We start from the raw sequence: 24,061 nt of genomic DNA, 5'->3' as shown, positions 1-24,061 counted from the left end.
AGGAGGCCCTTCGCTGCACTCAAGATGACATGTTGTTTTAACCATTAATTCTCATCATGCATAGCATCGTTAGGTTGTTCGATCACGCGGTGCTTCATTGCCAGGAAAGTCAGCTCAACATCGTTCTTAATCCCTAGCTTCTCAAACATGCGATAGCGGTAACCATTAATGGTTTTAGAGCTCAAGAATAATCGATCGGCAATATCTTGGACAGTCATACCACTCGTGATCATTAACATCACTTGCATTTCACGCTCTGACAACAGATCAAAAGGAGAATCTTGCACAGCCTCTAAGCTATTAATTGCCATTTTTTGCGCAATTTCAGCACTGAGGTACTTCTCCCCTCTAGCCACCTTACGGATTGCTGCTGCCATTTCTTCAGCACCCGACTCTTTTGTTAGATAACCCATCGCCCCCAATTGCAAAACTCGAGTAGGTAATGGTTCAGCACACATGGCGGTCACCGCAATGACTTTGACTTGAGGATGGGATTTTTTAAGACGTCTCGTGACTTCCCAGCCATCTATACCTGGCATCTTCATATCAAGTAGCACGACATCGGGTTTATGAGTTTTTACCAAAGTCAAAGCTTGTTCGCCGCTCTCTGCGTCCGCAACTACCTCCATATCAGGAAGGTCATCTAATAATCGTCGAATGCCCATTCGCACCAGAGCATGGTCATCAACAATTAGCACTTTTATCAACCGTTGCTCCTTGACTACTCAATCAATGAACAGAAAACATGCATCGATATTAGCAAGACTGATTAAGCATTACAATGAGATCCCGCTTTTAGCTGTACTATATAGTATCTAATTGTTAGAATATAATCAAAAATGACATTAACAAGCCAAAATATGAATGTTCGGATTATTAGGATCCACTGGAAATAAAGGCGGATATTCGCCGAGTTCTTTAGCGCGATCGAGGTAATGATTAATGTTTGACTCTACAAAATCATAAAGTTGCTGGTAATTATCAATAACAAAATAAACGGACTGCAGCATATCTATTCGATAAGGCATACGAAAGGCAACGACAGGATCAAACAATACGCGCATGGCTTTATCGCTTTCAACACTATAAGCCGTTTCACTGATCGAGGAAAGGATACCGCCACCGTAAGCACGTAATCCTTTGGGAGTCTTTATTAAGCCAAACTCAACAGTAAACCAGAAAAGGCGCTGCAATAAAGGCCATTTCTCTTCGGGTAGACTTAAGACTTTTCGAGCGTAATTACAAACGAAATTAGCGTACACAGGATCAGTCAGCATGGGACAATGACCAAAGAGCTCATGAAAAATATCAGGCTCTTTCACATAATCAATTTCCTCTTCACAACGAATGAACGTTGCTGCTGGAAATCGCCGGTTTGCCAATAATTCAAAAAAGGCACGCGCGGAAATAAGCGCCTCCACAGGCTCAACCTGCCATCCTGTTAATGCATTAAGCCGATGGCTAAGTTCAGGTAACTGAGGAATGTGCTCAGCCGACAAACCAAGACTATCCAGACCCTTCAAAAACTCATCACAAGCTCTGCCTGGTATAATTTTCATCTGACGTTGATAAAGAATTTGCCAGATGCGATGTTCTTCATGCGAATACTCAATCCTTCCTTCAGCATCAGGTTGGTGAGCAACATAGCGACTGACAAATTCCATGGTAACTCCTAAAAGCTTGCAAAAATAAATAGATTCTAATGATTAAATTATAGCGCCTTGCGGATCGCAAAAAACCAAGTGTTTTCTCGAACTCAATGATGTTCCTTTATCAGCAACTAAGACGTAACCAATACTTTGCAGAGTTTATCTTCCAAAGTCTTGTACTTAGCAGCAGGATCAACAAATCCATTAATCATAATGGAAAAAATTAATGTCTGCTTTTTGTTCGTCTCAAGATAGCCTGACAAAGAAGTCACCGCAGTTTCAGAACCCGTCTTTGCATGTATTTTCCCTAAAGTTAAAGGATCTTTTAGCCTATCTTTAAGGGTCCCATCCACACCGGATATAGCAAGAGAAGCAACAAAATCAGATCCTCCTGAAGAGGAAAAGATTTTCTGCAATAGCGTAACGATTTGCGCGGGCGTCAAAAAATTATAACGGGAACTGCCTGCACCATCAATAAGCGTGGTTTTAGGAAAATTCAACTGCGCGGCTTGGGCTAAAATCTCACGAACTGCACTATTACCATTTGCAAAACTTCCCGCTTCATGGGCATAGTTTGCTCCCATGGTCTTAAACAGCGCATCGGCAATGGTATTATCCGATTCTTTTAGCATGGTTGCTATTAAGTTTTTAAGCGGAGGAGAATCTTGACGAGCAAAAGGTTTGGCTGGCATTTCAAACGGTTTAAATTCCACAGCTCCCGTAATACTAATGTTATTTTTTTCTAAAAAATGCTTTAACAACAGTTGCACATTTTCTCGCGGATTACGGATAGCCATTTCGACTGGATACGGGTTAGCAGAAGCACTGAGACAGCCACTGAGCTCATAGGTTGTTTCATCACTGCGCTTTGCTTTCACTACACAGTTTTTTGTTGCAGCAGGACGAGTCACCACATGATTAATAAAATGCATGGATTGCGGATAGTTAGGTAACTCTATTTTGACCAGTTGTCCTGGTTGTGAAGCTGGAATTAAGGTGGCTTTGACACAATTATGGTTGATGATTAACGCACTGATTGGTGATCCCCAGCAAAAATCCTGATCATCCCAAGAAGTTCCTGGACTCATCGTCATTTGATCAAACGCCGTGTCATCAATAATAATTTTACCCTTGATACGAAGAATACCCACTTCTGCTAATGAATTAATGAGTGATTCCAATTGTTCAGCAGTAAAGACCGGATCACCTGTAAATTGCAAATAAAGGTTATCGTTTAAAACTCCTTTGCGAATTTTGGTGTAATCAAGAAAAAGCTGAGTGCGATAAGTAAACTCAGAACCAAGCGCGTGGAGTGCGGCAAACGCGGTGAATAATTTTTGATTACTCGCTGGCGTAAAATAGCGATCGACATTCTTTTTATAAAGCACTTTCCCAGTTTTTGCATCTTGGACATAAATACCAATATTGATATCTTCACGAAACTCGCTTAAGACATGCTGTATTTTTTGGTGAAGCGAGTTAACTGCAGCGGTTTCTTCTGCAAAAGAGACCATTGAAAAGCAAGAAACAAACAGCGTAATGGCTAAAAAATACTTTTTCATATCGATTTCCAATTTAATTCCCTGGGTTATCCCTCGCTGCCAAATTAAGGCACCACCTATTTTCTGGCATTCGATTACTTAACTTATGGTGCGTGCTTATCTCTCTCTTCGTCGAATCTGCGAAATAGGTATCAGCGTTTCAGTTCCCTTTTCCATTCGATGCTGCCTTCCCTTCCAGGCATGCCCATAGACCACCTCGTACGTCAGCGGGCATTTGCCTTGCGGAATACGTAAAGCCTGATAAGCCAACTCAAAAGTTTGCCACGCTTTTTTGCCGGTTAATCCTTCATTGCGCGCTGGATTAATATTGCGTACCCCTTGCGCTTTTAAATTTTGCAATAACTGTTTAAGGCTAGAATAGTGTACTGTCAATAACTCCATATCGACAACAGGATCAAGAAAATGTTCAGCCAACAAGCAATCGCCGATATCATGCATGTCCATAAAATCGTTGGTGTGAGCATAATTATCCACGAGTGACCAGGATTGTTTTAATTCTTTAAACGTATCTGGACCTAAAGTCGAAAACATTAAACAACCGTTCAAATTCATGACACGATTCAACTCCCTTATCACGGCAGAAAACGGCTGAGCCCAGTGAACGACTTGGTTTGCAAAAACCAAATCAAACACACCATCACCGAAAGGTAACGACACCATATCGGCATTAATCAATGGCCATCGGCAGCGCCACTTTTGTTTTTTCTTAGCTTGCTTAAGCATGGTATACGACAAATCCAAGCCAATTACTTCTGCTTGCGGATAATGTTTTTTAAGCTGTGGGGTGAAAATACCTGTTCCACAACCTAAATCAAGCACATAGCGGGGGGCAATTTTTAAATAATGCAATCGTTCAAACAGACGCTCCCCAATTTCATTTTGCACTTTTGCCGCTTTTTCATACTCCATAGCATGTTTATCAAAAGCATTGCAGATTTCAGTTATTCGATTCATCATGAGGTCAACAATAATTAAGGCGTGTTAGGTATTCCCTAAAAGGGTTATCGGTACAGAATTTTAGGGCATTGCCTGTCTTTCATGCCATAAAAGGAATCCAACGTCGTGCGTCAGAAAATCGGCAGTATAACACAGTTGTTGCGTTTGCCTTCGGTCTGTGTGCTTTGCAATTTATATCATCATCAACCTTTTGCTGTATGTAGGGCTTGTGCGAGTTTACTCAAGCAAATTGGCCCCGCTTGCCGTCATTGTGCCTACCCATTGCCCGATGAAAAATTTTTAGTCTGTGGGGATTGTGTGAAAGAAAAACCAGCTCTTGATAACACCTTCACTGCTTATTTGTTTGAGGAGCCTCTACGCACTTTGCTGCATGAATTCAAATATCATGAAGCACTCTATTTAGGTGGCTTTTTGGCCAAATTAATATTAGATGCTTTGTCAAATCGGCCAATCACTACCGAATGCCTCATCCCTGTTCCCTTACATCCGCAGCGCCTTAGACAGAGAGGCTTCAATCAGACCGTCGAACTTTGTAAAATTTTGTCTAAAAAACTAAAAATACCTTATGAGCTCACCCTTTGTAAGCGAATTATTCATACTGCTCCCCAAGTTAATTTAGATAAAAAACAACGAGAGCAAAATTTGCGAGATGCATTTCACAGTCAGTTGGCCCACTATCAACACATTACTTTGGTGGATGATTTATTGACCACAGGAAGCACTGCAAAAGAACTAGCACGTGTTCTTAAGCAGCAAGGGGCCGTTCAAGTGGATCTTTGGTGTTGTGCCAGGGCTCATTAAGATGACATTAAGTACCGCTGCAAATCATTCATAAAAAGCTGAATAAGCAACATCGCAAACACAATGAATGCCAAACGATACAGTAATACTTCGACGGCAACAGACACTGGCTTCCCCCGAATTTTTTCCAGTAACGCATAAACAATAGAGCCCCCATCCAGCCCGGGAATAGGGAATAGGTTCACGAAGCCGACTGCTAAACTTAAGCTGGCAATAAACGACAAAAATACGGCGGTTCCTTGCAAAAATGAAGTGATTGATGCTGAAAATAATCCCAATGGACCCAGTAATACCGAGAAAGGGATCATGCCAGTGAATAATTGTTTCAACATCATCACAAAAAAAGTGAGCAAATAAAGTATGTGCTCAAAAGCATGGCGTACTGCCATCTGAAAAGATTGCCCAACAGCATGGTAAGTAGATAATTGCGAAGGAGCCGCTTCAATCCCCAATGCACTTAATAAAGTATCCTTTCTTTTATAATGCCATTGGCTCAAATCTAAATTCACTTTTCGTAACGTCTCCTCTTCATTGCTAACCCAGACCGGCACATTCTTTTTTCCAAGAACCATGACTAAACTCATTCCCACCTCTTGCCATGAACTGGTTTTCCAACCAGCAATTTCAACAAAGCGATCGCGTGCTTTCAAACCAGCTTGAGACGCAATACTTTGTGAAAACACCTTTTGGACGAGTGGTTTTTGCTGTTGGGAGCCCAGCATAAATAACAAAGTAAGCGCCGCCCATGCCATGAATAAGTTGGCTAAAGCACCAGACATCAAAATAATGCAACGTTGCCAAACCGGTTTTTTGTCAAAACATAAGGAGGGATAATCTTTTTCTGGCACAGGTTCTATTCTTGAATTAAGCAAATGCACATAACCACCTAACGGCCACAACGCCCAAACCCATTCCCGACCAGACTTATCGTGATAAGACAACAGTGGCTTACCAAACCCTATCGCGATTCGCTTGATTTTAACGCCAAACAGCTTTGCTGCCAGTGCATGTCCTGCCTCATGTACTCCTACGACTAGGATTAACGTGATTACAATGGCAAGCAAAGCCCATATCATGAATTTCCTCCGTGACGCTACTGATTATTGGTATTATTCACCACTAATCTTAGCATTGGCTGTCCTTTTCGCCCCTCTAATTCATAACCCTTTCGATGAACTTCAAAAATTCGATAAGCTTGACTTGTTTCACTATCCACTAACTCAACATCGTCCCCCTGCTCATCAACTAACGTGACACTCAGATGCATTTCACGGAAATTCCCAATTTTATACCGCTCTTTAAACAACCGCAGCACACTTAATAAGCTTTCTGCAGCCTCTTCACTGTTGTGGTCCCCTCGAAAAATGATGTCCATTGCCACCCCTTACCAGGATTTGCCTGTTCAAGAATGCTTATTATTGTTAGCGGCGATAACGCAAAGTACTTGAGATTGGTATGTAACAATTTTAGCAAAATTTTATTTATTTAAATCAAATTGATTTTAATTTATCCTGTTAAACCAAGAAGATGAACTGACAACTGTCGTTGCCAGAGCTAACCCCCTAAAGCAAATTGCTCTCAATTACTCCTGCTCTACAAAACCAAAACGGATTAACGCTACAAATTTTCTTGTTAATAGTTTACAATCCCAAGATTATTCTGTAGCTCTAAATTCCTATGGTGTTTGTCGCTTGTGGGCTAAATCATAAAACTGCTCCAATCAATGTGCGAGAAAAAATCGCACTACCTCTCTCAATGCAAGGTTCACTGTTGAGTAGCCTAGTGAGCCTCGCTACAGTGAATGAGGCAGCAATTTTATCCACCTGTAATCGCACGGAAATTTACTGCGATACGGATGAGCCAGAGAGTATTGCTCCCTGGCTGGCTCGCCAACATCAGCTTGCGCCTGAGGCATTGACCCCTTATTTTTATACTCATCATGGTCATCAAGGCATTCGCCATACGTTGCGTGTCGCGAGTGGTTTAGATTCCATGATGTTGGGTGAACCTCAAATTCTGGGGCAAATGAAACAAGCCTATCAATATGCTTGCCAGTTGGGTACCGTCAAAACTAATTTACGCCAGGTGTTTGAATACGTTTTTAGTGCGAGCAAACGCATCAGAAATCGTAGTGGGATTGGGACAAATCCCGTATCAGTAGCTTATGCAGCGGTACAGCTTATCAGTCGGTTATTTTCTGATTTTCAGGCATTAAACGCTTTTTTAATTGGCTCCGGAGAAACAGCCACGCTCGTGGCGAAATATTTGCATAAACAAGGTGTAAGAAACTTCTTTGTTGCGAGTCGCACCAGCGATAATGCAAAGCAACTCGCTGCCGCATTTGATGGGAAAGCATTAACCATTGGCGATATCCCTCAATACCTTGCTCAAGCTGATGTCGTCATCTCCGCAACAGCGTGCCCTTTGCCTTTCATTAATAAGAGTCTCGTTGAACATGCATTAAATAAGCGTGCTAATGCGCCTATGTTTTTTCTTGATTTAGCCGTTCCCCGCGATATTGAGCCGGATGTTGCCGATATCAAAGCAGTTCATCTCTATAATATTGATGATCTGCAATCCATGATTGTTAAGGGAATGGATGAACGTCGTTTCGCTGCGCTTCAAGCCGAACAACTTATCGAATCTGAATTAGACAATTACATTCGACGGCATCGCTCGTTGCGTGCTAAAGATGTTATTTGTGATTACCGCAACCGCATGCAAGATTTGGCACAACAAGAATTACAACGGGCGCAAGAAAAATTAAGTGCGGGGCACTGTCAAACCCATGTGCTGCAGGAACTTTGTGATAGGTTAGTTAATAAATTAATCCACCATCCCACCGTGGGCCTTCGTCAAGCCGCAAAAGATGGTCGTGAAGAAATTCTTGATTTGATTCATTATTTATATAATTTCACAACGACTCAATCTCCTTCACACAGAACTTCCTCATTTTCTCTCCCGTTCACCAGTGGGGAGAAGGTGTCCGAAGAGCGAATAAGAAGCACTGATTCGGAATTTTTATCTGAAGTTTGTCTACAGGAGGTGGAATGTTATGAAGAAATCTCTTGAATCCAAACTCGAGCAAATGCTTGAGCGCTTTCAGGAAGTAGGGCGTCTGCTGGCAGAGCCCTCAGTCATCGCCGATCAGAACCAATTTAAGAGTTTGTCGAAAGAGTATGCGCAATTAGAACCTGTTGCAAACTGCTTTAACACTTATGCCCATGCGCGTGATAACCTCGCTTCGCTGCAGGAATTGCTCGAAGGTGACGATAAAGAACTGGCAGCAATGGCCGCCGACGAAATTGATGCAGCCAAAAATAAATTGGAAGCACTTGATGAAGAACTGCAATGGCATCTCATCCCTAAAGATCCTGATGACGAACGTAACATTTACCTCGAAATCAGAGCTGGGACTGGGGGTGATGAAGCAGCCATTTTTGCGGGCGACTTATTTCGTATGTACAGCCGTTATGCTGAAACCCAAGGCTGGCACGTTGAAATTGTCAGTGCTAGCCATGGTGAGCATGGGGGTTATAAAGAAGTTATTGCACGAGTGAGTGGTCATGCTGTTTATTCGCAGCTAAAATTTGAATCCGGTGCGCATCGAGTTCAGCGTGTCCCGGAAACAGAATCCCAAGGACGTGTTCATACTTCAGCCTGCACCGTTGCAATTCTCCCTGAAGTTGAAGAAATCGATGACATCGAAATTAATAGCGATGAATTGCGTATCGATACTTATCGCGCCTCAGGAGCTGGAGGCCAACACGTCAATAAAACCGATTCTGCCATACGGATTACGCATCTGCCCACTGGGCTCGTTGTGGAATGCCAGGATGAACGTTCACAGCATAAAAATCGAGCTAAGGCCATGGCTCTGCTAAGGACGCGGTTGCTGGATGCAGAACAAACCAAACAACGCCAGCAGCAAGCACAAACACGCAAATCCCTTGTGGGCACAGGAGATCGTTCAGAGCGTATTCGCACTTATAATTTTCCGCAGGGTCGATTAACGGATCATCGCATTAACCTGACGCTTTACCAACTACCTGATATCATTTCTGGCGATTTAGCACCAGTCATTGATGCGTTAAAACGCGAATACCATGCTGAATTACTCGCCGAGCTCGGACGCCATGATTAACGTCAAAGAGGCGCTATTCCAAACGACATCCCAACTTGAAACAACCAGTAGTAGCCCTCGTTTAGACGCCGAAATTCTTCTCGCACACGTTCTCATGAAAACACGCACCTATCTTTATACCCACTCTGATGAAAAATTAACGAAAGCACAATGGCAAACTTTTGAGCAATTAGTTAATAAGCGCATTCACGGTGTGCCTATCGCCTATTTGACAGGCACAAGAGAATTTTGGTCACTTGCTCTAAAAGTGAGCGAAGATACGCTTATACCCCGACCGGAAACAGAACTGCTCGTAGAACTCAGTTTATCTCTGCTCGCTGATAAGCCACAGGCACAAATTCTCGATTTAGGTACTGGCAGCGGCGCTATCGCGCTTGCCTGCGCTTATGAGCGGCCCCATTGGCAAATTTTTGCGTGTGATTGCAGCATGTCAGCTTTGCAAACCGCTGAAGAAAATGCTGCTCGTCTCGGAGTAACGAATATTTGCTTCTACCATTCAAATTGGTTCGAAAAAATTGATCCAACACAAAAATTCGATGCTATTGTGACCAATCCACCTTACATTGCAGCAGATGATCCTCATCTTATTCAGGGCGATGTGCGGTTTGAACCTACTTTAGCATTAGTTGGAGGCATTGATGGTTTAGAAGCAATAAGACATATCGTTCAGCATAGTCTTGCTAGACTTCAACCTGACGGGCTATTATTGATTGAGCATGGTTTCGATCAAAAATCTGCAGTAGAGTCTATGCTTAAAGATTATGGATATAAACAAGTCCAGTGCTGGCAAGATTGGCAAGGGAATGACCGGGTTAGTGGTGGTATACGATAAGGAATAGGGTTGATGGTTAGCCTGTTTTTTGATATATCTAGCGGTTTTCTATCGCATGCCGTCAAGGGCCTGTTGGAGATCTAGGAGCAGGAGGCATAGATGCCAGAACAATTAATTGATAAAAACAGTGAGAGTAAACAAAACGTGAAAAATGACGCCGTTAGCAATATGGGAATAGCCCCCTATCAGGAAACTGAAGGCGAAGAATACATGAATGAAAAGCAGCTTGCGCATATTGAAAAAATATTGCTTGCTTGGCGCCAATCACTAATGGAAGAAGTCGACAGAACCGTAACTCATATGAAGGATGAAGCAGCTAACTTTCCTGATCCTTCCGATCGAGCTAGTCAAGAGGAAGAATTTAGCCTTGAATTAAGGACGCGCGATCGAGAACGCAAACTCATCAAGAAAATTGAAGATGCTCTCGAGCGATTGCGTGATCAAGATTTTGGTTATTGTGAAGCCTGTGGTATTGAAATTGGTCTTCGTCGCCTTGAAGCACGTCCTACAGCTACCCTTTGTATCGATTGTAAAACGCTTTCTGAAATTAAAGAACGCCAAAACCAAGGAAGCTAACGAGTAGCTGCAACTTTCTTAACAAAAAACAAGCAAATGTTGGGCCCTCAAAGCCCAACCCGCGATAGTTTTTTCCCGTAAACGGTTGGATTTAAACCTTACCCTAAAACCGCTTCAGCCTGAGCTGCATAACGCTGCACTGCCCCTTTATTTGCCTCAAGCACAGAAGTTGCATTCTCAACCAATCTTCTTTTCTTATTTTCGTCTTGATGCAAGGCAATAATGCGATCAATCAAATCATCCGCATTTTCTGCAAGCTCGATGGCTTGTGCCATCTGCAAGTCACGACATATGGTTTTAAAATTATGTACTTGGGGACCACTAAAAACCGGAACCTGCATCGCGATGGGTTCGAGGACATTATGTCCACCTACAGGAACTAAGCTTCCCCCTACAAAAGCATAATCACTGACTTGATAGAAACCTAAAAGCTCACCCAATGAATCCAAAATAATCACTTCATTATCAGGATTTAATGTCTCAACTTTACTCCGAAGCCCAGTATTAAAACCTTGGTCCACACTCATTTGATAGACTTTCTGAAAGCGCTCAGGATGTCTTGGAGCAATTAATAGCACCATGTTTGCTAATCCCTTCTGAAGTTTTTTCAAACGGGATAATAGTTGTTGCTCTTCATCATCATGAGTACTTGCCACTATAACGACAGTTCGTTCTTGACCCCAGCGATTTTTTAGCTCTAAAAACAGTTGAGAATTAATATTCTGAGTCTGTAAATCAAATTTCATGTTTCCTAACACAACCACCCTTTCTTCATCAGCGCCCAACGCTTTAAAGCGTTTTGCATCATCTTCACTTTGAGCAAAGATAGCCTTAAATTGATTTAGCACCGGTTTAAACAAAAACCCAACTTTTTTATATCCTTGACATGAGCGATCGGATAACCGCGCATTAATTAGGAAAAGCGGCACTTGAGCTTTGCTCGCAAAATGAATTAGATTCGGCCAGAGCTCTGTCTCAACAATTAACCCCAACCGCGGTTTAGTCCTCTTAAAAAAACGACTCACGACAATGGGTAAATCATAAGGAACATAACGATGGCTCACTTTATCACCAAAGCGGACTTTGACTCGTTCTGCGCCTGTAGGGGTCATAGTAGTAATTAAAATGCGCCATTTTTTGTCGAGTAAAGCATCAATCAAAGGCGTGGCTGCTATCACTTCTCCCAGCGAAACCGCATGCACCCAAATATCAATTTCGGGCTGCGAACGATAATCCAGCGAAAACCGTTCGGCAATCCGCTGGCGGTAAGCGGGTAAACGACGCCCTTTCCACCAAAGTCGAAAGATCAAATAAGGAGTCAGTAAATACATTAAAAAAGAATAAACCTGGCGCATAACAAGTCTCTGTGCAAAAAACTGTAATTATATAGCGATTTTATCGGCTGAAGGTAATTTAAAGCGATTTTATTGACTTTAACAGCAATAAAAGAAAAAAATATTGACACGTTTACTATAATTTAATCTTTCTGTCCGAGATTATAGTGTCACCCGCGCCATTTTAAAGCTAAAATTATTAATAACTCAATTGGAATGTGACAATGAATTTACGCCAATTCTTTACCCGTAGCCAATGGTGGGGTAAGTTGATTTGTGCCTTTCTTGGCTATCTCATAGGGGGCTCTGCCGGAGCTCTCTTTGGCCTTCTTATTGGTAATTTTTTTGATCGTGCCCTGATGGAGCATTTCAGTCGGCCCGATTGGCATTATTATTCAGAGAAGCAAGAGTATGTGCAAAAAACATTTTTTGAAGCCACTTTCTCAGTCATCGGGTACATTGCTAAATCAGACGGGCGTGTGTCAGAACAAGAAATTAAAATGGCCAAAGCGCTAATGGACGAAATGCGCTTAAACCGCAAGCAAAAATTAGAAGCTCAGAGGCTTTTTAATGAGGGAAAAAAGATTACTTTTGATCTTGTGGATACACTCAATGCGCTAGAAAATGCCTGTCGTGATAATCCAGATTTATTGAAATTATTCTTGGACATACAATATCGCGCGGCAATGACCGACGGCCTATCCGAAAGAAAAATTCAAGCCGTTGACTCTGTCTTTAGACGTTTGGGCTATGCTCCTCTACGCGATCAATTTCGCTTTTATGAAGATTTCGGCTTTCAAAAAGCGTCTCAATCATCAGGCAGCCAACGCTCTTACTCCTATAACCGCAGTCGCGCCTATCAAAACAGCGGCAATTATCAAAAACCACAAGATAGCCTAGCTCATGCTTATGCGATTCTCGAATTAAATCAAAATGCAAATAAACAGGAAGTGAAACGCGCTTACCGACGGTTAATCAGTCGCAATCATCCAGACAAATTAATCGCTCAAGGCTTACCTGAGGAAATGATTAAAAAGGCCAATGATAAAACACAAAAAATTACTAAAGCCTACGAGCAAATTTGCCTGAGTAAAGGTTGGTGATTCTAGCAGCTTCTATTCAATTGGTAATTTTGAACGAGTTACAGGGCCCAATCGTTTCATCCATCCATGCAAATAAACAACCAGCGTATTGCGCATAGATAGATAATCATGGTTGCTCTCGAAAACATTAAAGCCAGGTGTTTTTTGGTTGATTGGTATTCAACACAGCCACTGACTTTCGCGAAATTAAAAGCAACTGATTCCCTTATTCTCCAAACTGAACGCCTTCTGAATCCAAAATAGCTTTGGCGTTTTCAGCTAACATCTTATGCGCTGGTGCCGTGGGATGGACAGGGTCGAAAAATAAATAACCTTTACAGATATCATCATCGGCTTTCAATTTTACATCGGCAGCAATGTGTAAAATGGAATGACCCAAGGATTTATTAATCTGGGCAGCATAGCAAGTGTCGACAATATTAGTAAATCCATAACTTTCAGGTGACTCCAGTAACGCATTCATTTTTGATTTCACATCGTAAAACATCAACTTTACCTCAGGGTAAGTTTGCTGAAGCTCGCTGACTGAGTCAAAAAGGAGTGCATTATGCCGTTTGCTAAAATTGGAAAGTATTTTTCTTGCTTCAAGGTCAGATGCGATAGGTGTTCTACCCAGATCAGGGATATTAACCACCATGATGTATTTTGCACCAGAATCAACTAAACGTTTCAAACCTGCCACAATCCCTCGATTCACTTGCGCAAGCGACTCTTCCATGTTGCTTGGTAAACCAATGTAATTATTGGCACCAATCCAAACGATGTATAAGCTACTTTCACTGGCTCTACCTTGATGGGCGTTTAAATAAATATCAAGCTCGCGCTTTAAAGTCATTAAAACATCACTCTCTTCATCGGATATACCCGCACCACCGAATGCATAATCGAGAAGATGACTATTGGGATTTGTTGAAAAATACGACTCAGCTAGGCGTTCAACCCAAATAGGACCATTGGAAAAACGTCCCGCAAAATAAGGTGGGGACTGCGGTATCTTATGCCCCATGTATTCGTAAAGGTTCCCATTGTCAGACAGGCTATCACCAAAAACGACAATATTATTTAGCGGTAAGCTCTGCGCCTGAATTAAGCCTGAAAAAAGCAAGGCAAACAAAATAAATAGGGCTTTCATCTGTAACCTTATTAATGGTTATTAATTGATTCAATGAAACAACTTGGAAGTATAATATATACAAAATCTAAACACCTAAAGCAATCAATTTTTTTTACAGTGTGAGTATCTGAATAGCTCCTGCCCATTTATAAAGGACAACTCCATGACATTTGGAGGGTAAAACAAATCATTCGGCAATAACCTCATCGAGGAGATCCCTCACTACGTTCGGGACGACAAAAACCTCTGTCATCCCGAGCAAAAGCGAGGGACCTCCCGACTCTTGGCAATAACGACAATACCACCGTCATCCTGAGCAAAGCGAAGGACCTCCCGACTCTTGGCAGTAACCCCACCAAGGAGATCCTTCGCTTCGCTCAGGACGACAAAACCACCGTCATCCCGAGCAAAAGCGAGGGACCTCCCGACTCTTGGCAGTAACTCCATCCAGGAGATCCCTCACTACGTTCGGGACGACAACAACTGCCATCCCGAACAAAAGCGAAGGACCTCCCGACTCTTGGCAGTAACTCCACCAAGGAGATCCTTCGCTTCGCTCAGGACGACAATACCACCGTCATCCCGAGCAAAAGCGAGGGACCTCCCGACTCTTGGCAATAACTCCATCCAGGAGATCCCTCACTACGTTCGGGACGACAACAACTGCCATCCTGAGCAAAGCGCAGGACCTCCCGACTCTTGGCAGTAACTCCATCCAGGAGATCCCTCACTACGTTCGGGACGACAACAACTGTCATCCTGAGCAAAGCGAAGGACCTCCCGACTCTTGGCAGTAACGACAATACCACCGTCATCCTGAGCAAAGCGAAGGACCTCCCGACTCTTGGCAATAACCCCACCAAGGAGATCCTTCGCTTCGCTCAGGACGACAATACCACCGTCATCCCGAGCAAAAGCGAGGGACCTCCCGACTCTTGGCAATAACTCCATCCAGGAGGTCCCTCACTACGTTCGGGACGACAACAACTGCCATCCCGAACAAAAGCGAAGGACCTCCCGACTCTTGGCAGTAACGCCACCAAGGAGATCCTTCGCTTCGCTCAGGACGACAATACCACCGTCATCCCGAGCAAAAGCGAGGGACCTCCCGACTCTTGGCAGTAACGACAATACCACCGTCATCCTGAGCAAAAGCGAAGGACCTCCCGACTCTTGGCAGTAACTCCATCCAAGAGATCCCTCACTACGTTCGGGGCGACAATACCACTCACTATCCTCTCAGTTGAAATTTTTATCCACAATCCCCCTATACTTTAATTTAATCTACTGTAATTGGAGCTTCTCCAATGAAACTATCTCGCTCGCTTTTGGCCAAAGCTGTAGCAGCAAAAATTATTACCGAAGAACAGGCTGATGCTCTCTTTCGCTTTATTGAAAATCAGCCTGATCAAGGCCCAGCTCTTAATATGACAAACGTACTTTATTATTTAGGAGGACTAATCGCTATAGGAGCAATGACACTCTTTATGAATCTTGGTTGGGAACACTTTGGTGGATGGGGAATTTTAGGACTCTCATTGCTCTATGCAGCGATCGGTTTATATTTATCCTCTTTATTTAAGAATAAAAATCTCATATTACCCGCAGGGATATGCGCCACTTTTGTGATTGCGTTAACTCCTTTGGCCATTTATGGGCTTCAACGAGGGATGGGTTGGTGGCCAGACGATACGCCTTATCGCGAATACCATAGTTACATTAAATGGCACTGGATTTTTATGGAATTGGGTACATTAATTGTAGGGATCATTTTAGCATGGATTTATCGTTACCCTTTCATGGTAATGCCTATTGCCGTGACGCTCTGGTACTTATCCATGGATCTGACGTCAATGATCACAGGGGATCATTATTCCTTCGAACTCGGTGCTAAAGTATCAATGTATTTTGGCTTACTCATGATTTTAATTGCGTTTTGGACCGATCTCCAATCGCGGCATTCTGCCGATTACGCATTTTGGTTGTATTTATTTGGCGTTATGGCTTTTTGGGGTGGCTTAACGTGTCAACATTCGGATAGCGAAATAACAAAATTCATTTACCTGTGCTTAAACGTACTAATGATAGGCATAGGCGTCATTCTCATGAGAAGAGTATTCGTGATTTTTGGTGCCTTAGGATGTTGCATTTATTTAGGCCATTTAGCATCAGAAATTTTCAAAGATAGTTTGCTTTTTCCCATTGCACTTTCATTAATTGGTTTAATGATCATTTATCTTGGCACGTTATGGCAAAAACATGAAAATGCAATAACTAAAAAAGCACAATCACTCCTGCCAAAAGCCTTACAGGAATTATTACAAGCTCGACATTAGCTTGGGGTGAGCTGAATGAGTGCACTTTCCTATAAATCAATTGAATAAGGTTGCCCCATTTGCCTAATAAAGCTTCCATGATTATAAAAAATACGTTATAGTCCATTTATAAGCATATTTAATCTGTTAAGAATGCAACATACCCTATTCACTATCATCGCTATTATCTCTTTCCCAATTATCGGCTGAATAGCCGATTCTTATACCCATACCTATAACACATTATTCTCAAACTCCTTAAAAACACTCAAGCAATGAGGTGACTGATGCCTTACTCAAAACGAGATTATATGCCTTATCTAATGTGGCTTTTTCCTCTACTTTTTTTTGCTTATCAATTCATTTTGCGTCTATGGCCTGGCTTAATGATGCAACAAATTATGGGTCAATTTTCCATTGATGCCAGTCATTTTGGTTTTCTTGCTGCCCTTTATTATTACGGTTATTCTGGCATGCAAATTCCCGTTGCTATTCTTCTTGAACGCTATAGCGCACGCTCGGTTGTTTGTCTTTTTGCGCTCATGTGTGGTTTGGCTACGTTGATTTTCACCTATACCAGCAATTGGTATCTCGCTTGTCTAAGCCGCTTTTTAGTGGGTGCTGGATCTGCTGTCGGTTTCCTTGGAGTATCAAAGGTTGTCTCTCAATGGTTTCCTAAAAATCGCTATGCCAAAATGATAGGTTTGTCGTTTACTTTTGGCCTTCTAGGCGCAATTTATGGCGGAAAACCAGTCAGCCTTTTTATTACCAACTACAGCTGGCAAACTGTAGCGTTTGTACTGGCTACCACTGCTATCCTATTGGGCATTACGGTTTATTTTTTCTTATCCACCCCCAAAAATGTTTCTGGACAGTCAGAGAATCAGTTCAAATTAAATTATTTTAGTAGACTGCTTTCTTCCCCCCTCATATGGCTGTTAGCAATTGCTAATTTCCTTATGGTGGGTTCACTTGAAGGATTTGCCGATGTCTGGGGTGTTTCTTACCTGATGACCGCTTTTCATTTACCTAAAAATGAAGCCGCTCAGTTAGTTTCATTTATTTTTGTTGGCATGTTATGCGGCGGCCCGTTGCTCGCCTTTTTTAGCAATCGCTTGGGCCATTATGTGGTCATTACTGCGGCGGGTCTTCTTATGGCTCTCACCTTTTTGCTAATGCTTTCAATAACAGAATACAACTGGTATTTGTTCGCAAGCCTGTTCTTTATCATTGGAAACTTGTGTTGTTACCAAGTCATTGTATTTGCTGCCGGTGCAGAATTGGTTGATCCTAAACTATTAGGCGTTACCGTCGCATTTCTGAACTGCATTAATATGTTGGGTGGTTCTTTTTTCCATACAGTCATCGGTTATTTGATGGACTCAACTTGGGCTGGAGAAATGAGTAAAGAGGGTTTAAGACTTTATACGCTGGATTCTTATTATGGATCATTAGTCATGATTCCGTATTGTGCGGTAGTGGGTGCTTGCTTAAGCGCATTGGTAGGTTTCTTATGGCGCTATAAATCAAAAACAGCAACTATACTCAAGCAAGTTACCTAAGTAATAGAAATCTCCCTATTTCCACGTCCTTCGGCTTACTGCCGGACGTGGAGAAAAGAGTGGGTGGCTATTATTCTTAGTTCATCCCGAACTCGGTTTGATCAACTAAATCTTCTACGAAGCTTTCTGAGAAGGGTACGCTGGCAGGAGAAAACTGGCAGTAGCGGTTTCTGCCATTAGTGGACTGAGCTCTAAAAGACAAATCAAGGCCCAAAGCAGATTGATTCGCTGCAAAATTCATAAAATTATTGCAAACTTTTTTCGCGAAAACTTGACTATGATGTTCTTCTGATTCCCGGATATGATGTTTCAAATAATAAAGCGCTTGTGGAAAATCAATGTAGGCAGGGGCACTTTCCAAACCACTCTGCAAGGCATTGACATAAAATTGATATAATTTATTGGCTTGTTTTTTAACCGTATTAAGAAGTACTCCTGCCTGAGCTAGATTTCCTTCTGAAATTAAGCGATTACAATCCTTTAATAGACCATAAGTTTGCGTAAAATAGATTTTGTTTATCAAATCACAATAATCATGAATTACCAAGCTCAATCGCTTTGCGTATTGCCCGCTTCCACGCAAAGAATCGATTTCAATTTCATCCGTATAATAATCTTGTTGATTTAACAATCCGAATACATTCTTAAGCACCTCATTCGCTTTGGTCAGTTGTCTTTCGGAATACTTCTTTCGAGCCTCTTGGATGAGGATTTCAAGGTCTACTATGTATTTTAAAAACATGTCCTTTCTCTTAAAAAATAAAAAGAGGATATGATAGCGTGGTAGGTTAAAAACATTTAACCCACCTATTTAGCATTTTCTGCTAAAGCTTTTTGCTTAGCTACCGTTAGCAGCACCCAATGAAGTGAGCTTTAATTGCCTTCCGCAAACCCATGCTTTATTAAGCCCTTGGAATACTTCTTTCGGCATACCTTTAGGTAGTCGCACCGTTGAATGGTCGTCATGTATTTTCAATCCAGTAATATAACGACTTTGTAGCCCCGCTTCATTCGCAATGGCGCCTACGATATTCCCTGGCTTTACACCATGTACTCGACCAACATCGATACGAAAGAGTTCTTGTGGATAATCATCACGAAAATGTTTTTTATCCCCCTTTCGCTCGCTTGCTCCACGGCTCGCTCTTGCTTCATCGCGACTGGCCCGTGGTTCTTTCGCAGTAGAACGTGATAGTTTAGGCAAATCTTGTTGCCAAGGTTTATCCTGATTGAGCATTAAAGCGAGTGCAGCCGCAACATCAACCGCTGAAGCTTCGTTTTGCTTAATAAACTCTTCGATAATGCGACGGTAAGCAGGTAAATTTTCATGCTGTAACCGTGAACTAATGTTCGTCATGAATCGTTGCTGACGTGCCACTTGAATCATATGATCATTAGGTACGGCTATTTTTTCTATCCGCTGACGGGTATGGCGTTCAATAAGGTTTAATATTCGCGATTCTTTGGGAGTTACAAATAAAACAGTCACGCCGCTGCGTCCAGCTCGACCAGTACGGCCTATCCGATGCACATACGTTTCGCAATCATGGGGAATGTCATAGTTGATCACATGCGTAACGCGCTCCACATCCAAACCACGGGCTGCTACGTCTGTTGCTACCAGAATATCAATTGCGCCTTGTCGAAATTGAGCAATGATTCGCTCGCGTAAGGCTTGAGTGATATCACCGTGAATAGCCATAGCACGATAGCCTTGTTGCTGCAATATTTCAGCCACCTCTTCAGTACTGCTTTTAGTGCGGACAAAAACAATCACTCCTTGATAATCTTCGACTGCTAATACACGCAATAAAGCATCAGGCTTCTGAGCCCCTGAAGCAAATAAAAAGCGTTGTTCAATGCTTTTCACGGTTGCTGTTTCCGCACGAATTTCCACAGAAACGGGTTCATTTAAATAACTGTTCGCGATTTGACGGATCCGATAAGGCATTGTTGCGGAAAACAAAGCCATTTGCTTTGCCGCGGGTAGTTTCGCGAGAATGGCTTCGACATCCTCGATAAACCCCATCCGTAACATCTCATCAGCTTCATCAAGGATGAATGTGGATAGTTGATCTAATTGCAATGTGCCTCGTTCAATATGATCTAAAATTCGACCAGGTGTGCCAACCACCACCTGAGCACCCTCACGTAGCTGCTTGAGCTGTCTTCGGTAATCTTGGCCACCACAAAGCACAGACACGGTAATGTTTTGGTGAGCGCTCAATAGTTCAAATTGCTCAGCCACCTGAATCGCTAACTCGCGCGTCGGAGCTAAAATTAAGGCTTGTGTTGCTGGCGATTTGACCGACAAACGCTGCAGGATAGGTAAGGCAAACGCAGCGGTCTTTCCAGTACCTGTTTGTGCTTGAGCTATCACATCACAGCCTTGCAACAAAAGAGGAATCGTTTTTGCCTGAATTGGAGATGGAGTCTTAAATTTCATCTCTTCAAGCGCTTTTAACAATGTTTCTGATAAATTGAGGTCAGCGAAGTTCGCTAATTCTTGTGTCATAAAAAATCCAAATAGCTAAAGGAATAAGTAAAAAAGGGTCTAAGTAATGTAAAATTTGCTCAGTATAATAACAAAATAAGCATCCTGATGCACGAAATTTATTTTTCCCGAGCTTCTTCAGCAGTGAAAGATAAGGGGAATTTTAGTTCAAAATCTCACGAAATTCTCTTGGTTGTTCATTGTTTTTACTCTCTTTACACTTGCTCGCTTAAGAGTCGACCTAAATCAAAGCAGCCAAACGACAAGCCTGATCAATGGCATGACGCGCATCAAGCTCTAAGGCTTTAAATGCGCCACCAATAAGATGAACCACCAAGCCAGCCTCTTTTAGGGGTTCATACAACGCTCGTAACTCATTTTGTCCTGTGCAAATGACCACAGAATCAACAGCCAATCGTTGTGGTTTATCATCGATCCGAATGTGCAGCCCTTCGTCATCGATACGCTCATATTGAACCCCTGCAAGCATTTTAACGTGTTTGTGTTTTAAACTTAATCGATGAATCCAACCCGTCGTTTTCCCTAATCGTTTCCCATGTTTTTCTTTCTTGCGCTGCAATAAATAAACTTCTCGAGGACTTTGGCCAATTTCTGCTTGCTTTATTCCACCACGGTGTTCCATATTAATATCAATTCCCCATTCATCGAAAAACTGTTGCTTACTTTCCTGGGCTTCATGAGTCAGTAATTCAGCCACATCAAATCCAATTCCCCCTGCTCCAATAACAGCCACTCGATGTCCTGGCGACTTATGCCCTTGAATAAGCTCTATATAAGTCATCACTTTTTCATGGTTAAGGCCTTCAATCTCCGGAATACGGGGGGTAATCCCAGTTGCCAAAACAATTTCGTCGAATTCTTTTAAAGCATCAAGATCTGCGGCGGTATTTAGGCGAATATCGACCTGATATTTTTGTAACTGATAGTTAAAATAATTGATGGTGTTTTGAAACTCTTCCTTACCTGGAATTTTTTTTGCTAAATTAAATTGTCCACCTAAACCACTCGATTTTTCAAACAAGGTCACTTTATGCCCGCGCTCCGCCGCAACTGCCGCGAATGCAAGCCCTGCAGGCCCGGCACCCACCACCGCAATTTGCTTAGGATGATGTACAGTTTGATAAACCAGCTCGGTCTCATTGCAAGCGCGTGGATTAACAAGACAAGAAGCGGGTTTATTAACAAAAACCCTATCAAGACAGGCTTGATTGCAAGCAATACAGATATTTATTGCCTCACTTTCTCCTCGTTTTGCTTTTTCGACAAAGCGAGGATCCGCTAAGAACGGCCTCGCCATGGATACCATATCCGCCACTCCTGCTTCAAGCAGCTCATTAGCAAGCTTAGGAGTATTGATGCGGTTTGAGGTGATCAAAGGAATAGTGATTTCAGGTTTAAGGCGTTTTGTGATTTGCGTGAAGGCAGCAGGAGGCACCATCGTTGCAATAGTGGGTATACGCGCCTCATGCCAACCAATACCCGTATTGATAAGTGTGGCTCCCGCCTCTTCAATCGCTTTGGCAAGAAGAACAACCTCTTCCCAACTCGAACCGTCTGCAATTAAGTCCAACATCGACAGCCGATAGATAATCACAAAATCGTTACCTACCGCTTCACGTACTGCACGCATTACTTCGACTGGAAAACGCATGCGGTTGATAAAGCTGCCTCCCCACTCATCCTTTCGCTGATTCGTATGGGTTACAATAAATTGATTGATCAGATAGCCTTCACTGCCCATGATTTCCACACCGTCATAGCCCACTTCTTTGGCTAGGCGAGCACAGCGAGCAAAGTGTTTGATGGTTTTAATCACCCGCCGCTTACTCATCTCCCAAGGCTTAAACGGACTAATGGGCGATTTTATCGCGCTAGGCGCTACAATAAAGGGATGATAACCATAACGGCCTGCGTGCAGGATTTGCAATGCAATTTTACCCCCCGCTTCGTGTACAGTATGTGTAACAAGCTCATGGCGCTGCTGTTCTTTGCTTGAAGTGAGTTTAGCGGCGAAAGGCGCCAAACGTCCCGCCCGGTTAGGCGCAAAACCACCTGTAACAATGAGTGCTGCTCCTCCTTGCGCTCTTTCGCGATAAAAAGCAGCCAACCGATGCAATCCCTCTTTCTCTTCTTCTAAACCAGTATGCATTGACCCCATTAATATCCGATTTTTTAGCTGAGTAAATCCTAAATCGAGAGGCTGAAAAATAGCCTTAAAGGGAGTATTGTCAATTCTTAGTTCCATGAACACTCACGTTAAAAGATCTTAATAAATCAGTATAAAGCTTTTGAGAATTATCATGAATAAATTATTTATCTTATTTTAGCCCAGCTCTATTTGGCCGAAAACGAGTTTTTATACCATACTATTAGAAAACACTAAACCTCGAGTAGTACGAAACCTCATGTATGGAGAAATCATGGAAGTGCAAGCCTTTCAATATTTGCCAAAAACGGGTTGGAGCTTAGATCACTTCCCTCAGTTAGATTCTGAACAAACTTTAATTCTGATTTTTGCGTCGCCCGAGTTTTTGCGTGATCCTCAGCCAATAAAAGAAATAGCAGGCGCCTACAAAAAATCTAAAATCTTGGGTTGTTCCAGTGCAGGAGAAATTTTTGGGGCCCATATTTTTGATCATAGCCTTTCTGTTGTGGTTGCCAAATTCGACAAAACGAAAATTAAAATTGCTAAAGCAAAAGTAAACAGCAACGAAGATTCTTTTGCCGCAGGGGAATCAATTACCCAGCAATTGTTAAATGATGAACTCAGCGGCATTTTCGTCTTATCCGATGGTTTAAAAATCAATGGTTCAGAATTGGTCAAGGGATTGAACTCATTAGCCCCAGATTCGTTGGTGATTACAGGCGGATTGGCCGGAGATGGCAGTGATTTCAAACACACCTGGACCATTTTTAATGGTGATATCATCACCGACCATGTCATCGCTGCTGGATTTTATGGTAATCACATCCATATCGGCCATGGTTCTAAAGGAGGATGGGATATTTTTGGCCCATTACGTCGCATTACCCGCTCTTCCAAGAATATTCTTTACGAATTAGATCATCGACCTGCCTTACAACTTTACAAAGAGTACTTGGGTGAAAGAGCAGCTGACTTGCCCGCTTCAGGTTTATTGTATCCTTTGGCTATTAGAGACATGACTTCAAATGAATGCACTCCCCTTGTGCGCACTATTTTGGGAGTGGATGAGGAATCGCAATCACTTATTTTTGCTGGTGATATGCCCGCTGGTTACCATGCACAATTAATGCGAGCTAATTTTGATCGCTTGATAACAAGTGCCAGTGAGGCAGGAGAAACAGCGATGAAAAAAATACAGAGGGAAAATAAATCCATAGAGCCGGCCCTTATTGTGAGTATCAGTTGTGTGGGCCGCCGATTATTGTTGGGAGAACGCACAGAGGAGGAAACCGAATCCACTTTAGAATCATTTCCTGCCGGTTCAACACAAATAGGATTTTATTCTTACGGTGAATTATCACCACTCGTTACACCAGAATGTAAGTTACATAATCAAACCATGACCTTAACAACGTATGCTGAATTTGATTAGTTATGAATTGAGGAGAATT

At 42.4% G+C, this 24,061-nt stretch carries 21 protein-coding genes and 1 pseudogene; 9 read left to right on the top strand and 13 right to left on the bottom strand.

Annotation, left to right across the window (positions count from 1 at the left end; genetic code table 11):
• Nucleotides 1-44 precede the first annotated feature (44 nt).
• The 4 genes from letA to bioC form a co-directional block, all read right to left on the bottom strand.
• On the bottom strand, nucleotides 45-707 hold the full coding sequence (letA, locus tag B5D33_RS08200; RefSeq protein ID WP_058451218.1) for a two-component system response regulator LetA: 663 nt from the start codon (nucleotides 705-707) through the stop codon (nucleotides 45-47).
• Between the two features lie 138 nt (nucleotides 708-845).
• Complete coding sequence (gene phhA / locus B5D33_RS08195; protein WP_058451217.1) at nucleotides 846-1,664, bottom strand: phenylalanine 4-monooxygenase; 819 nt, start codon at nucleotides 1,662-1,664, stop codon at nucleotides 846-848.
• 116 nt (nucleotides 1,665-1,780) lie between these two features.
• Entirely contained in the window at nucleotides 1,781-3,211 is a 1,431-nt protein-coding gene (dacB, locus tag B5D33_RS08190) for a D-alanyl-D-alanine carboxypeptidase/D-alanyl-D-alanine endopeptidase (RefSeq protein ID WP_058451216.1), read from the bottom strand.
• A gap of 96 nt (nucleotides 3,212-3,307) precedes the next feature.
• Nucleotides 3,308-4,165 carry a malonyl-ACP O-methyltransferase BioC gene (gene bioC / locus B5D33_RS08185; RefSeq protein ID WP_058451215.1) on the bottom strand — a complete coding sequence of 286 codons (858 nt, stop codon included), beginning with the start codon at nucleotides 4,163-4,165 and terminating at the stop codon, nucleotides 3,308-3,310.
• A 108-nt stretch (nucleotides 4,166-4,273) separates the two neighbouring features.
• Between bioC and B5D33_RS08180 the strand changes: the two genes are divergently transcribed.
• Nucleotides 4,274-4,969, top strand: a complete 696-nt coding sequence (locus B5D33_RS08180) for a ComF family protein (RefSeq protein ID WP_220096597.1) — start codon at nucleotides 4,274-4,276, stop codon at nucleotides 4,967-4,969.
• On the opposite strand, the gene B5D33_RS08175 is transcribed toward B5D33_RS08180, so the two are convergent.
• Both B5D33_RS08175 and B5D33_RS08170 read right to left on the bottom strand, forming a co-directional pair.
• Nucleotides 4,966-6,045, bottom strand: coding sequence for a M50 family metallopeptidase (locus B5D33_RS08175; RefSeq protein WP_058451214.1), 1,080 nt, complete (start codon nucleotides 6,043-6,045; stop codon nucleotides 4,966-4,968). The two genes, B5D33_RS08180 and B5D33_RS08175, sit on opposite strands and share 4 nt — an antisense overlap.
• 17 nt (nucleotides 6,046-6,062) lie before the next feature.
• Nucleotides 6,063-6,344: a hypothetical protein gene (locus B5D33_RS08170; protein WP_058451213.1), complete on the bottom strand. Its 282-nt coding sequence runs from the start codon at nucleotides 6,342-6,344 to the stop codon at nucleotides 6,063-6,065.
• 302 nt (nucleotides 6,345-6,646) lie between these two features.
• Here B5D33_RS08170 and hemA point away from each other — a divergent pair.
• From hemA to dksA, 4 genes and pseudogenes are all read left to right on the top strand, one after another.
• Nucleotides 6,647-7,900: pseudogene (gene hemA, locus B5D33_RS08165) on the top strand (glutamyl-tRNA reductase); the annotation flags it as partial.
• A 124-nt stretch (nucleotides 7,901-8,024) separates the two neighbouring features.
• Nucleotides 8,025-9,113, top strand: coding sequence for a peptide chain release factor 1 (gene prfA / locus B5D33_RS08160; protein ID WP_058451212.1), 1,089 nt, complete (start codon nucleotides 8,025-8,027; stop codon nucleotides 9,111-9,113).
• Nucleotides 9,106-9,945: a peptide chain release factor N(5)-glutamine methyltransferase gene (prmC, locus tag B5D33_RS08155; RefSeq protein ID WP_058451211.1), complete on the top strand. Its 840-nt coding sequence runs from the start codon at nucleotides 9,106-9,108 to the stop codon at nucleotides 9,943-9,945. Before prfA ends, prmC begins: the two co-directional genes overlap by 8 nt.
• A 99-nt stretch (nucleotides 9,946-10,044) precedes the next feature.
• Nucleotides 10,045-10,521 carry an RNA polymerase-binding protein DksA gene (dksA, locus tag B5D33_RS08150; protein WP_058451210.1) on the top strand — a complete coding sequence of 159 codons (477 nt, stop codon included), beginning with the start codon at nucleotides 10,045-10,047 and terminating at the stop codon, nucleotides 10,519-10,521.
• A 98-nt stretch (nucleotides 10,522-10,619) separates the two neighbouring features.
• On the opposite strand, the gene waaA is transcribed toward dksA, so the two are convergent.
• Nucleotides 10,620-11,876, bottom strand: coding sequence for a lipid IV(A) 3-deoxy-D-manno-octulosonic acid transferase (gene waaA, locus B5D33_RS08145; RefSeq protein WP_058451209.1), 1,257 nt, complete (start codon nucleotides 11,874-11,876; stop codon nucleotides 10,620-10,622).
• A gap of 203 nt (nucleotides 11,877-12,079) precedes the next feature.
• On the opposite strand from waaA, the gene djlA reads away from it, so the two are divergent.
• Nucleotides 12,080-12,958 (top strand): co-chaperone DjlA, encoded by an 879-nt coding sequence (djlA, locus tag B5D33_RS08140; RefSeq protein ID WP_058451208.1) that lies wholly within the window; start codon nucleotides 12,080-12,082, stop codon nucleotides 12,956-12,958.
• A gap of 205 nt (nucleotides 12,959-13,163) precedes the next feature.
• Here djlA and plaA read toward each other — a convergent pair whose 3' ends face one another.
• The 3 genes from plaA to B5D33_RS08125 form a co-directional block, all read right to left on the bottom strand.
• The gene (gene plaA / locus B5D33_RS08135; RefSeq protein WP_058451207.1) at nucleotides 13,164-14,090 is read right to left on the bottom strand and encodes a GDSL family lysophospholipase PlaA; all 927 of its coding nucleotides are present in this window, start codon (nucleotides 14,088-14,090) and stop codon (nucleotides 13,164-13,166) included.
• Nucleotides 14,091-14,321: 231 nt separating this feature from the next.
• Entirely contained in the window at nucleotides 14,322-14,519 is a 198-nt protein-coding gene (locus B5D33_RS08130) for a hypothetical protein (RefSeq protein WP_078767385.1), read from the bottom strand.
• Nucleotides 14,520-14,714: 195 nt separating this feature from the next.
• On the bottom strand, nucleotides 14,715-15,023 hold the full coding sequence (locus B5D33_RS08125; RefSeq protein ID WP_078767384.1) for a hypothetical protein: 309 nt from the start codon (nucleotides 15,021-15,023) through the stop codon (nucleotides 14,715-14,717).
• A gap of 356 nt (nucleotides 15,024-15,379) precedes the next feature.
• Here B5D33_RS08125 and B5D33_RS08120 point away from each other — a divergent pair, with 356 nt between their 5' ends.
• Nucleotides 15,380-16,408, top strand: a complete 1,029-nt coding sequence (locus B5D33_RS08120) for a hypothetical protein (RefSeq protein ID WP_058450952.1) — start codon at nucleotides 15,380-15,382, stop codon at nucleotides 16,406-16,408.
• 266 nt (nucleotides 16,409-16,674) lie between these two features.
• The gene (locus B5D33_RS08115) at nucleotides 16,675-17,949 is read left to right on the top strand and encodes an MFS transporter (RefSeq protein ID WP_058450953.1); all 1,275 of its coding nucleotides are present in this window, start codon (nucleotides 16,675-16,677) and stop codon (nucleotides 17,947-17,949) included.
• A gap of 76 nt (nucleotides 17,950-18,025) precedes the next feature.
• Here B5D33_RS08115 and B5D33_RS08110 read toward each other — a convergent pair whose 3' ends face one another.
• The 3 genes from B5D33_RS08110 to B5D33_RS08100 all read right to left on the bottom strand — a co-directional run bounded on the left by B5D33_RS08110 (nucleotide 18,026) and on the right by B5D33_RS08100 (nucleotide 22,709).
• Nucleotides 18,026-18,691 (bottom strand): hypothetical protein, encoded by a 666-nt coding sequence (locus tag B5D33_RS08110; protein WP_058450954.1) that lies wholly within the window; start codon nucleotides 18,689-18,691, stop codon nucleotides 18,026-18,028.
• Nucleotides 18,692-18,787: 96 nt separating this feature from the next.
• Complete coding sequence (locus tag B5D33_RS08105) at nucleotides 18,788-20,464, bottom strand: DEAD/DEAH box helicase (protein ID WP_058450955.1); 1,677 nt, start codon at nucleotides 20,462-20,464, stop codon at nucleotides 18,788-18,790.
• Between the two features lie 220 nt (nucleotides 20,465-20,684).
• Nucleotides 20,685-22,709 (bottom strand): NADPH-dependent 2,4-dienoyl-CoA reductase, encoded by a 2,025-nt coding sequence (locus tag B5D33_RS08100; RefSeq protein WP_058450956.1) that lies wholly within the window; start codon nucleotides 22,707-22,709, stop codon nucleotides 20,685-20,687.
• Nucleotides 22,710-22,884: 175 nt separating this feature from the next.
• On the opposite strand from B5D33_RS08100, the gene B5D33_RS08095 reads away from it, so the two are divergent.
• Nucleotides 22,885-24,042, top strand: a complete 1,158-nt coding sequence (locus tag B5D33_RS08095; RefSeq protein ID WP_058450957.1) for an FIST signal transduction protein — start codon at nucleotides 22,885-22,887, stop codon at nucleotides 24,040-24,042.
• Nucleotides 24,043-24,061 lie beyond the last annotated feature (19 nt).

Source organism: Legionella maceachernii (assembly GCF_900167045.1).
GTDB classification, from domain to species: domain Bacteria; phylum Pseudomonadota; class Gammaproteobacteria; order Legionellales; family Legionellaceae; genus Tatlockia; species Tatlockia maceachernii.
This window is presented reverse-complemented; position numbering and strand designations above follow the sequence as displayed.

Coding starts and splice junctions, on each gene's coding strand:
- B5D33_RS08125 (WP_078767384.1), bottom strand. CDS start 15,023: ATGGAGTTATTGCCAAGAGTCGGGAGGTCCCTCGCTTTTGCTCGGGAT.
- B5D33_RS08110 (WP_058450954.1), bottom strand. CDS start 18,691: ATGTTTTTAAAATACATAGTAGACCTTGAAATCCTCATCCAAGAGGCT.
- B5D33_RS08120 (WP_058450952.1), top strand. CDS start 15,380: ATGAAACTATCTCGCTCGCTTTTGGCCAAAGCTGTAGCAGCAAAAATT.
- dksA (WP_058451210.1), top strand. CDS start 10,045: ATGCCAGAACAATTAATTGATAAAAACAGTGAGAGTAAACAAAACGTG.
- plaA (WP_058451207.1), bottom strand. CDS start 14,090: ATGAAAGCCCTATTTATTTTGTTTGCCTTGCTTTTTTCAGGCTTAATT.
- dacB (WP_058451216.1), bottom strand. CDS start 3,211: ATGAAAAAGTATTTTTTAGCCATTACGCTGTTTGTTTCTTGCTTTTCA.
- B5D33_RS08130 (WP_078767385.1), bottom strand. CDS start 14,519: ATGGAGTTACTGCCAAGAGTCGGGAGGTCCCTCGCTTTTGCTCGGGAT.
- prmC (WP_058451211.1), top strand. CDS start 9,106: ATGATTAACGTCAAAGAGGCGCTATTCCAAACGACATCCCAACTTGAA.
- prfA (WP_058451212.1), top strand. CDS start 8,025: ATGAAGAAATCTCTTGAATCCAAACTCGAGCAAATGCTTGAGCGCTTT.
- B5D33_RS08175 (WP_058451214.1), bottom strand. CDS start 6,045: ATGATATGGGCTTTGCTTGCCATTGTAATCACGTTAATCCTAGTCGTA.
- B5D33_RS08095 (WP_058450957.1), top strand. CDS start 22,885: ATGGAAGTGCAAGCCTTTCAATATTTGCCAAAAACGGGTTGGAGCTTA.
- B5D33_RS08170 (WP_058451213.1), bottom strand. CDS start 6,344: ATGGACATCATTTTTCGAGGGGACCACAACAGTGAAGAGGCTGCAGAA.
- B5D33_RS08100 (WP_058450956.1), bottom strand. CDS start 22,709: ATGGAACTAAGAATTGACAATACTCCCTTTAAGGCTATTTTTCAGCCT.
- B5D33_RS08105 (WP_058450955.1), bottom strand. CDS start 20,464: ATGACACAAGAATTAGCGAACTTCGCTGACCTCAATTTATCAGAAACA.
- waaA (WP_058451209.1), bottom strand. CDS start 11,876: ATGCGCCAGGTTTATTCTTTTTTAATGTATTTACTGACTCCTTATTTG.
- djlA (WP_058451208.1), top strand. CDS start 12,080: ATGAATTTACGCCAATTCTTTACCCGTAGCCAATGGTGGGGTAAGTTG.
- phhA (WP_058451217.1), bottom strand. CDS start 1,664: ATGGAATTTGTCAGTCGCTATGTTGCTCACCAACCTGATGCTGAAGGA.
- bioC (WP_058451215.1), bottom strand. CDS start 4,165: ATGAATCGAATAACTGAAATCTGCAATGCTTTTGATAAACATGCTATG.
- B5D33_RS08115 (WP_058450953.1), top strand. CDS start 16,675: ATGCCTTACTCAAAACGAGATTATATGCCTTATCTAATGTGGCTTTTT.